Raw genomic sequence first — 9,994 nt, 5'->3', positions numbered from 1 at the left:
ATTCCGCGCCGCCGCCGAGTAAATAGGCCATCAGCGCCGTGCGGAACGGGTAGTTCATCAGGCCGTTCGTCTCGCGGCCCAGCAGGTACTTGCGGCGCTGGGAGTAGGCGATCTTCGTCGTGCCGTCCTCCCAGACCTCGCCGAGAAGATAAGTGTCGGGGTTCTCCTCGTTCATCGCCGCGCGAATTTTGGCAATGAACTCGTCGGGGAGCTCGTCGGCGACGTCGAGCCGCCAGCCGGATGCGCCCGCGCGCAGCCAGTGCTTGATAATGGAATTATCACCCTCGATGATGTAGTCAACATAACTTTTTTCCAGCTCGTTGACCGCGGGCAGGTTCTTGATGCCCCACCAGGCGTCGTACTCGTCGGGGAATGGGTGGAAGTTGTACCAGCGGTAATAGGGCGACTGCTCGCCCTGCGCCGCGCCGAGGTCGTCATAAAAGCCGTCGGCGTTGAAATAGACGCTCTTTCGCCCCGTGTGGTTGAAGACACCGTCGAGCATGACGTGAATGCCGCGCTTTTTCGCCTCCGCGCAGAGCGTGCGGAAGTCCGCTTCATCACCGAGCAGCGGGTCAATGCGCTCATAACAGGCCGTGTCGTAGCGGTGGTTGGTCGAGGCCTCGAAGATCGGGCAGAGGTAGAGTGTCGTCACACCGAGAGAGGCGAGGTAGTCGAGCTTTTCCGTGATCCCCTGCAAGTCACCGCCGAAAAAGTCGCTGCACGTGATCTCGCCCTCGGCGTTCGGGCGGTATTCGGGAAGCTCGTCCCAATTTTCGTGCAGCGTGCGCGGGCCGACAAGGTCTGCAACATCACGAGATTTAGCGCGGCGGAAGCGGTCGGGGAAGATCTGATACGTCACGCCGCGGCCGAACCACGCGGGCGTTTTGTGTGTGTCGTCGTAGACCGTGAGCTGCCAGGGCTCGACCGCGTCCCACGCGCAGAGGCCGTTTTTGCCGTAGCAGCTCGTGCCGCCGTCCGCCCACGAGAGGCGGAAGTGGTACCAGACGAGCTCCACGTCATCCGGCGCGGTGAAGATGCCGCGATAGACGACGTGGCCGTCCTCCTGCGCGGGAGTAAGCTCCACCGTCGTCCATTGATCGGCAAACTCGCCGTGAGCAAGCAGCTCACAGCGCGTGACCGCCGCGCCGCGCTCGGGGCGAAAGCAGAACGAGACATCGGCGCCGCGGGGCACCGCGCCAAAGGGAGATTTAAAGAGAAGATCGCGCGGATCAAACCATTTAGTTAACATAACACATTCCTTTCTGCCAAATAAAGCGGCTGAAACAGGTAAAAGCGCGCCGAAACGGCGCGCTTAACCCAGCAGTGTATTTTCGCCCGTGATCGCGGAGGACGCGGACGTGTTGGAGAAGTAAGCGTTGAGCGCCTGCACGGCGGTGGAGGCCAACGCTGCGCCGGAGCCGCCCTTTTCGATGACGATGGCGACGGCGATCTGCGGATCGTCGTAGGGGGCGAAGCAGACGAACGCGCCGTTGTTGTTCTTCGTGTCGCCAGTCTGGATCGTACCGGTCTTGGCCGCGGCGTCGACGATACAGGCCTTGAAATACTGCGACACCGCGCCGTCAGTCGCGAGGTCGTGCATACCGGCGAGGACGGCGGAGAGATTTTCGCTGCTCATTTCGACCCTTTCGACCGGCTCGGCGTCATAGACGTATTCGAGCGCACCGGAGCCGCTGGAGCGGATGTTTTTCAAAAGGTGCGTGGCGTAGCGGTCACCCCCGCCGCAGAGCGTCGCGATGTAATTTGCGAGCTGGAGGGGGGAGTATTCCTGATTCGCCTGACCGAACGCCGCCCACGGGGCAAGGTTCTCGCCCTCGTTCTGCGAGGGGAGGCGGCCCGCGGTGTCGCCGATCTCAATACCGGTCGGCGCGCCGAGACCGAATTTGGCGTAATACTCGCGCAGCGTGTCCATGCCCATGCGGTAGCCCATTTCGGCGAAGAAATAGTTGCAGGAGTTCATGATCGCGCCGCGGACGTTGAGCGAGCCATGGCCGCTGCGCTTCCAGCAGTAGGTGTAGCTCGCGGAGTAGCCGGGGTACGTCCACTTGCCGGAGTCGTAGATCTTTTCGCGCACGGTCGTCGCGCCGGATTCGAGCGCGGCGATGGCCGTCAGCGGCTTCAAGGTCGAGCCGGGGGCGTATTTGCCCTGCGTGGCGCGGTTCCACATCGGCTGCAAGGGGTCGGTGGAGAGCTCTGCGAGGTCCTGACGGAACGTCGAGAGGGAATAGGTCGGATAGGACGCAAGCGCCAGCACGTCGCCCGTGCCGACCTGCACGACGGCCACGGCCGCGCCGCGGTCGATGCCGTCGGATTTTGTCATGGAAGAGACAGTATTTTTGAGCGCCTCCTCCACCTGTGCCTGAAAGTCGATGTCGATCGTCAGCGCCACGGTGGAGCCGGGCTTCGGCTCGACGGAGTAGAGCTCGCCGGTGATCTTGCCGGATTCGTTGAGCGTGACAAGGCGCTTGCCGTCGCTGCCGTGGAGATAGTCTTCAAACGCATTTTCCACGCCGGAGATGCCGACGGTGCTCGCGAGCGTGTAGCCGTCCTTATCCTTATAGTCGTCCCAGTCCTGAATGCTGCCGGTGTAGCCGAGGACGTGGGCGGCGTAGTCGGTCTCGTAAACGCGCACGGACGAGGTGTCCACCTGCACGCCGGCATAGTCGCCATCCTTAATGAGGGAAATGAGCGAAACATCCACGTCGCTCGCAAATTCGAAGGTCGTGGAGCCGTTCATCTTGGCGGAGGCGAGGGAGTAGCGCAGCCCGATGAGCGTGCGCACCGTGCCGGTGGGCAGGGTTTCGTCGATCCCGTACTCGCTGCGCAGCTTCAGATACAGCGCAGAGCCCGTCAGAGTGGTGGGGAGACCGTCATCGCCGACGTTCTTTTCATTGATCCACTTGAGCGAGACGAGGTATTTGACGAGTGTTTTCGCGCTGCCGTTCGCGGTGTCGTAGGCGTAGGGCGAGGTCCTGGCGAGCGGCAGCGTGTCCTTAATTTCAACGCCCTGCGCGTTCATCAGTTCGATGACGCGCAGCAGCGCGTCGTTGAGCTCGTCGGAAGAGACGAGCGAGGAATCAAAATTCAGCGTGTAGACCGCACGGTTCGACACGAGCACCTTGCCGTTGCGGTCGGTGAGGATGCCGCGCGAGGCCTTGACGGTCTCGGGCTTAGCGTTCGTGCGGATGGACTTGTCGAGGTAATCGTCGCCGTTGACGATCTGCGCGTCAAACAGCGTGACGACGAACACGAGCGCGCAGAGAAACATCGCCGCACCGAGTGCGATCAGGCGGCGGGTAAAGCGTTTGGGGTCCATAGCGGCCTCCTTTCGTTGAGGCTTGGGGAAAATGGGGGAAAATCAGTCGGGGAAAATGCGGCGGATGGCGCGCAGCGCCGGATAGACCGGCAGAAGAAGCAGGCACGAGAGCGCCGTTTCACGCGCAAAGAGCGAGAGCATCGGCAAAATGGCTGCTAAGCCGCTGCGCGGCAGCAGCGCGAACGCCTGCAAGAGGTCAACGAGCAGAAATGTCAGCACGGTCGAGAGCAACGCACGGGCAAAGCCCTGCTGCAATAAGCTGCTGACAACGGTCGAAATGAGCAGAGCCGCAAGCGTAAATGCAACCGTGTACAGGCACGGAAACGGTGCGGGGAGCACAAGGTCGCACAGCGCGCCGAAGACGATGCCCGCGATGACAGACGAGCGCGGCAGCTCGAACGATGCCATGACCGCCAAAATGACGGGCGGCAGAAAGGGGATGACGCCGAAAAACGTCATCGACCCGAGAAAAAGCCGCCGCAGAAAGAGCAGCGCCGCCGCGGCAAGCGCGTAGAATGTCCACTTAAGCGCGGTGGTTTGGGTGAGATTCATGCGCGCCTCCCTCAGTCGACAATGTCGTAGTCCGTGATGACAAACACCTCGGTCAGGGCGGCAAAGTCCATCATGGGGGCAAGGACCGCGTAGCGGGCGAGGCCGTCGTCGCCGGTCTGGAGCGATTCGACCGAGCCGATGACAAGGCCGCTCGGGTAATATCCGCCAAGGCCCGATGTGACGATCTGGTCGCCGATGAGCACTTCGTCGTCCGACGTGAGGTACGAGAGCTTCAGTTTGCCCTGACCCATCAGGGCGAAATCACCCTCCGCCACGGCGACCTCGCCGGTGCGGAAGATGCGCGCGCCGAGCTCAGTGTCCGTGTCGATGACGGTCAGCACCGTCGACCAGTTGAGGCCGACCTCGGAAATGACGCCGACGAGATACCCCTCGGCGCTGACGACGCAGTCGCCCACGGCGATGTCCTGATCGGTGCCGTGGTTGAGCGAGAGCGACGACGTCCAACTGCTCTCGCTGTGGGCGAGGACGGCGGTGGAGACGAACGTGAAGTCGCGCCGCTGCTGCTGGAGCTTCAAAAGCTCGCGCAGGAGCTTATTTTCCTCGCTGTCGGCCTGCGCCTGACGCTGCTGGGCGCGAAGGTCCGCGATCTCTTTTTTGAGCGCCGCATTTTCCTCCTTGAGTGTGGTCGTGTCCTCATAATACTGGCGCTTGTCGGCCGCCCAGTCGCTCACGGCGGTGGCGGCGGCGCGGAACGGGTACGTCAGCACGCCCGCGATGTTTTCGAGCACCGAGGACGTCGAGGAAAAGTAGGTCAAAAGGCTCAATGCCACGGCGACCGCCGCGGCGACGGCCAGAATGCGCAGCCCGTGCTGACGGAAAAATTCTTTCAAGGCTTACCCTCCTTTCATCGTAGGGCAGGGGAGAGGTTAGAGGAGCTTGACGCCAAAGCGCGCGAGCACTAAGCCAAGCTGCTCAACGGGCAGACCCATGACGTTGAAAAAGTCGCCATCGATGCGCTCGACGAAGAGCGCGCCGCGGCTCTGCACGCCGTAGGCGCCGGCTTTGTCCATCGGCTCGCCGGTTTTGATGTAGGCGCGGATCTCGTTATCCGCCATCGGGCGGAAAAAGACGCGCGTGGACACGGCGAAGCGCTCTTCCTGCGCGCCGCGGCGAACGCTCACGCCCGTGCAGACCGTGTGGCCGCGGCCGGCAAGCGCGCGCAGCATGCGGAACGCATCGTCCTCATCGTGCGGCTTGCCGAGGCGGTCATTGTCCAAAAAGACCATCGTGTCCGCCGTGATAATGAGATCATCGGGCGCGCAGAGCGCGGCGGCAGCGTCGCACTTCTTCTTTGCAATATAGCGCACCGTGTCCTCGGGAGAAAGACCTTCCGGATAGCTCTCGTCAATGTCGAGCGAGAGGGTCTTAAAGTCCTCCACGCCGATGCGGGCGAGCAGCTCCTGACGGCGCGGGGATTGAGATGCCAAAACGATTGCCATGATATGCCTCACAAATTGATGATAAAATGTAGAATCAATAAGGATTATTACAAATTGGATTCATTCTGCGCCACGGTAGAAGAGCCCACGGGTGATATTCTCCGGCGCTTCGACCGTCTCGCCCTGATACGCGCGCAGCACGCGGACGCATTCAGAGGCGCTCTCGGTCGTGAAACGGAGTTGAGCAAAGCGCAGACCGAGCGACTGCCAGTCCTTCGCCTTGTCCGCGAGATAGAGAATTTTGCCATTCTCAATCTCGCTGCGGCAGCCCCACGAGCGCAGCACGGGGAAGTGCTCGCCGCGCCGGTCGGTGAGCTCGGGGGCGCTTGCGCATGCGCCGTCTGCCGGGACGGACGCAGGACGTTCCTTAAAGTATCGACAGCCGGACTCGTTTGCATTCAGGCAGTTCTCCGTGACCATGAGGGGGAGCCTGCCGTAGACGATGGCCTCGCAGGGCAGGCACTTGCTGAGGTCGCGCAGTTGTGCGTCGCGCAGCTCGAACGAGACGCACGCGCTCGAAAGTCCCTGTTCTTTCCAGAAAGCGAGCGCGGCGGAGTTATAGACGTTCAGCGCCCAGTCGCCGTGGAGCGCTGCATCGAGTCCGCGCGCGAGCGGCAGGTGGCCGAGGTTGCCGATCGACACGCCCGTGACGCCTTTTTTGGCGGCATCCTCAAGCAGCGAGCGCAGGATATCTTCGTCCTGCGTGCGGTAGATGCGCGGCAGGACAGCGAAAAATTCCGTTCTGCCGAGATACGGCGAAAGGTCAAGCTGCGCCAGCAGTTCGACGGGCACATACACCCGCGCGGGAGCGAGGGCGACAAGCTCTTCGCTTAGCTGCTCGGCCTTGTGGATGGAGACGGTCAAAAGCGGCTTGTCCGCGCTGTTTTTGACCGTTTTCGGCGGGACAAAGTCGAACGTGCGGCGTGCAGGCACAGCGGTGCGAAGCGCTTCCATCTGCGCAAGCGCTTCGCGGCGCAGGGCGTTGAGCGCGCCCGCGCTGACGGCGAGGCCACCGTTCAGCGTGACCGCGCAGGACGCGACCGAAAAGGCCGTGCCGCCGGTTTTTTTGAGGCGTGCTTCCACCTCTTCCGCCATGAGCGCGCGATTTTGCGCCGTTTCGGGCACCGCGCCGGTGACGGTCACGCGGTGGCCGTCCGCATCTTCCGCCGTCAGGGTCATCGGCTGACCGGCGCGGATGGTGCATTCCAATGCGAGCGGCACGAGCCGCAGATTTTCCTTTTCATAGCGCGCACGGACCTCGGCAAACCAGTCCTCGGGCCATCTTGCGTTTTCGGGCCGCGTGCCAAACATCTCACGTCCGCGCACGCCGCGATAGTATCCCTCGGTAAAGCCGTCGCGCGAGAAAGCGAGGGCGAGTTTTTTCTGCTCGTCCCTCGTCGGCCCTCTGTGCTCGCGCAGGAGACGCGCGTAAATTTCCGTCACGGCGGCGACATACTCCGGGCGCTTCATGCGCCCCTCAATCTTGAGGCACGCGACGCCCATGTCCATCATCTCCGGCACGAAGAGCGCGAGGTTCGCGTCCTTCAAGCTCAGCGGATGGCCGTCCGCCCTGCCGGAAAAGCCGTAGGGCAGGCGGCAGGGCTGGGCGCAGGCGCCACGGTTGCCGCTGCGCCGCCCGATGACGGCGGACATCTCGCACTGGCCGCTGTAACACATGCACAGCGCGCCGTGGACGAACGTTTCGATCTCAATGGGGCTTTTTTGGCAGATCTCGGCAATTTCCTCGCGGTTCAGCTCGCGCGCGAGCACCGCGCGTGTCATGCCGAGCCTTGCCGCTTCCTGAACGCCCGAGAGCGTGTGCAGGCTCATCTGCGTCGAAGCGTGCAGCGGCACGTCGGGAATAATTTTTTGCAGCGTCGCCAGAACACCCCAATCCTGCACCAGGATCGCGTCCACGCCGCACTCCGACGCGGTGCGCGCCTCCGCGGCAAGCGCGGGGAGCTCGCGGTCGGTGACGAGCGTGTTGAGCGTCAGATAGACCTTCACGTCCCGCAAATGGCAATAAGAGACCGCCGCGCGGAATTCCTCGTCAGAGAAGTTCCTCGCGCTGCGGCGCGCGTTGAACGCGCCAAAGCCCATATACACGGCGTCCGCACCGCTCTGTACGGCGGCGACGAGCGCCTCCCGCCCGCCCGCGGGCGCTAACAGCTCTGTCGTCAAGGCTTACTTTTTCTGCTGCTGGAGCTTGAAGATCTCGCGCTTGAGCTCGCTGACCTCATTCTTGGCCTGAGAAGCCTCGTCGAGGTACTGCTTGACCTGACGGCGCAGCGCGTCGCCGGCCTCGCGCTCTTTGAAGAGCTCGTCGGTGATGTTCACGGCGGTCAGCACGGCGGCGTCCGTGCGGCCGACCTTGGCAGCGTCGAGCAGCTGGCTCATTTTGTCGTTGACGTAGGAGCCGACCTTCTGCATATAGGAGGGGGCTTCCTCGGCGACAAAGGTGTATTCCTCGTCGCAGATGGAGATCGTGATGCGGTTTTCCATGATTTGTGTGCTCCTTTCTATTTCGGCGTTGCACAAAAAAGGGCAAATTCCACCCATATAATCTCTAACAGTATAACACGGGAGTGAAAATGTGAAAAGGGGGAAGCAAAAAATTTCATGTTTACGAACGGGAAAATTTCATGTAGAATAATGAAATCGAAAATGGACGAAAGGAGGCGGGGAACATGGCAGGCTATGTGCTGCATTTGAGCACCGAGGAGAACATCACGCTCTCATCGGCGACGGTCAAGCGATTGATCGCGGGTGGCAGCGGCGACGCGGCGCTGCTGTACCTCGCCATCCTGCATGCGCGCGGCGCGGCGGACTCCGGCAAGCTCGCGCGCGAGCTCAAGTGGGACGAAACGCGTCTTCGCGCGGCGGAGCAGGCGCTCTACGAGATGAAGCTCGTCGGCGCGCCGGAGAAGAAGGAGGAAGCGCCCCTTCCGCCGCCCCAGCAGCTCAGCGAGCCGCCCGAGTACACGCGCGAGGACATCGCGCGAAAGCTGGAGGGCGACGGGCGCTTCGCCTGCCTTCTGCGCGAGGTGGAGCACAAGCTCGGCCCGCTCTCGACCCCGTCGGTCAAGAAGCTGTTAGGGCTGTACGAAAATCTGGGTCTGCCCGCGGACGTGGTCTACACGCTCGTCAACTACTGCATCGCGAAAAAGGAGCAGCAGTTCGGCGAGGGGCGGCTGCCCAACATGCGCGAGATCGAAAAAGAGGGCTACGTCTGGGCGCGCAAGGAGCTCTTTTCCATCGAAAAGGCCAGCGAGTACATGAAGCGCGAGCAAGCCCTGCGCGGCAGGTACCCCGAATATATGGCGGCGCTGCAAATGCAGGGCCGCGCGAGCGCGCCGAGCGAGGAAAAGTATCTCTCCGCGTGGGCGGAGATGGGATTTCCGGCGGAGACCGTGGCTGAGGCCTACGACCGTACGATCCTGCACTGCCATGAGTTCCGCTGGCCGTACTGCAACGGCATCCTGAAGCGCTGGCACGAAAAGGGCCTGCACACGCTCGCCGAGGTCAGGGCCGAGAACGCCAAGGAGCAGAGCAAGCCGAAGAAGAACACCACCGGCGGCAACGCCTGGATGAAGGAATATTTGAATCAGTAACGAAAGCGGGGGAGAAGGATGTCTTACGATGGGCGGCTGATGCGCCAAGCGCTGGCGCGCTTCGACGAGGACAAGCAGCGCCGCGCGGAGAATTTTCGCGCGCGCGAACGCGCGGTGTATACCAAGTGCCCGCGCATTGAGGAGATCGACCGCGAGCTGTCGCACACGATGGCGAAGATCATCGCCTCCGGCCTGCGCCGCGGGACGGACCCGCGCCCGGCCATTGAGGCGCTGCGGGAGGAAAACCTCAACTTGCAGCAGGAAAAGCGCCTTCTCCTGACGCGCCTGGGACTGCCGGGCGACTATCTCGAGGAAAAGCCCAAGTGCTCGCGCTGCAACGACACGGGCTTTCTCGGCAGCGAGGTCTGCTCGTGCCTGCGCGGCTACTACGCCAGAGAGCAGAACAAGGAGCTTTCGGGCCTTTTGGACCTCGGCTCGCAGTGCTTTGAAAATTTCAACTTCGACTACTATTCGTCTGTGCCGGACAGCGACCTCGGCGTGTCGCCGCGCACGAACATGGAGCGCGTGTACGACATCTGCCAGGACTACGCGCACGAGTTTTCGCCCAAGAGCGGCAACCTGCTGCTGACCGGCGGCACGGGGCTGGGGAAAACGTTCCTCTCCGCGTCCATCGCGCGCGTCGTGAGCGCGAGCGGCCACAGCGTGGTCTACGACACGGCGGGGCACATCTTCGCCCGCTTCGAGGCGCAGAAGTTCGGCCGCGACGACGGCGAGAACGCCGACACCGCCGTGAGCCGCGCGCTCGGCTGCGACCTGCTGATTTTAGACGACCTCGGCACCGAGCTGATGACGAGCTTTGTCCACAGCGCGATGTATCAGATCGTCAACACGCGCCTCATCACGGGGAAGAAGACCGTCATCTCCACGAACCTGAGCCCCGACGAGCTCGGGCGGCGCTACGGCGCGCCGGTGCTGTCAAGATTGCAGGGAGAGTATCAAATGCTGCTCTTTTTCGGCGAAGACATCCGCCGGCAGAAGAAAAAATGAATACAAAATGTAAAAAAGGCTCCGCAGAA

The 9,994-nt window shown here is 62.4% G+C and carries 9 protein-coding genes; 2 read left to right on the top strand and 7 right to left on the bottom strand.

The annotated features are described in order from the left end of the window. The 7 genes from NI20_RS0101780 to NI20_RS0101750 form a co-directional block, all read right to left on the bottom strand. Nucleotides 1–1,249, bottom strand: a 1,249-nt coding sequence (locus NI20_RS0101780) for a glycoside hydrolase family 13 protein (RefSeq protein WP_033119734.1), incomplete at its 3' end; no start/stop codon positions are given. Between the two features lie 63 nt (nt 1,250–1,312). Further along, entirely contained in the window at nt 1,313–3,334 is a 2,022-nt protein-coding gene (locus NI20_RS0101775) for a penicillin-binding protein 2 (RefSeq protein WP_033119733.1), read from the bottom strand. Nucleotides 3,335–3,376: 42 nt separating this feature from the next. Continuing rightward, nucleotides 3,377–3,886, bottom strand: a complete 510-nt coding sequence (locus tag NI20_RS0101770; RefSeq protein WP_033119732.1) for a hypothetical protein — start codon at nt 3,884–3,886, stop codon at nt 3,377–3,379. Between the two features lie 11 nt (nt 3,887–3,897). Beyond that, nucleotides 3,898–4,737 carry a rod shape-determining protein MreC gene (gene mreC, locus NI20_RS0101765; RefSeq protein ID WP_033119731.1) on the bottom strand — a complete coding sequence of 280 codons (840 nt, stop codon included), beginning with the start codon at nt 4,735–4,737 and terminating at the stop codon, nt 3,898–3,900. 36 nt (nt 4,738–4,773) lie between these two features. Continuing rightward, entirely contained in the window at nt 4,774–5,346 is a 573-nt protein-coding gene (locus NI20_RS0101760) for a nucleoside triphosphate pyrophosphatase (RefSeq protein WP_033119730.1), read from the bottom strand. Nucleotides 5,347–5,406: 60 nt separating this feature from the next. Continuing rightward, a complete protein-coding gene (locus NI20_RS0101755; protein WP_033119729.1) occupies nt 5,407–7,527 on the bottom strand; it encodes a U32 family peptidase in 2,121 nt (706 codons plus the stop codon). A 3-nt stretch (nt 7,528–7,530) separates the two neighbouring features. Then, on the bottom strand, nt 7,531–7,848 hold the full coding sequence (locus NI20_RS0101750) for a cell division protein ZapA (RefSeq protein ID WP_033119728.1): 318 nt from the start codon (nt 7,846–7,848) through the stop codon (nt 7,531–7,533). Nucleotides 7,849–8,033: 185 nt separating this feature from the next. Here NI20_RS0101750 and NI20_RS0101745 point away from each other — a divergent pair, with 185 nt between their 5' ends. Beyond that, nucleotides 8,034–8,957, top strand: a complete 924-nt coding sequence (locus NI20_RS0101745) for a DnaD domain protein (RefSeq protein WP_033119727.1) — start codon at nt 8,034–8,036, stop codon at nt 8,955–8,957. An 18-nt stretch (nt 8,958–8,975) separates the two neighbouring features. Further along, the gene (locus NI20_RS0101740; RefSeq protein ID WP_033119726.1) at nt 8,976–9,965 is read left to right on the top strand and encodes an ATP-binding protein; all 990 of its coding nucleotides are present in this window, start codon (nt 8,976–8,978) and stop codon (nt 9,963–9,965) included. Nucleotides 9,966–9,994 lie beyond the last annotated feature (29 nt).

Source organism: Oscillibacter sp. ER4 (assembly GCF_000765235.1).
Classification (GTDB): domain Bacteria; phylum Bacillota; class Clostridia; order Oscillospirales; family Oscillospiraceae; genus Hominicoprocola; species Hominicoprocola fusiformis.
Note: the sequence above shows the minus strand (reverse complement) of the source record. Positions and strands in the feature narration are given on the sequence as shown.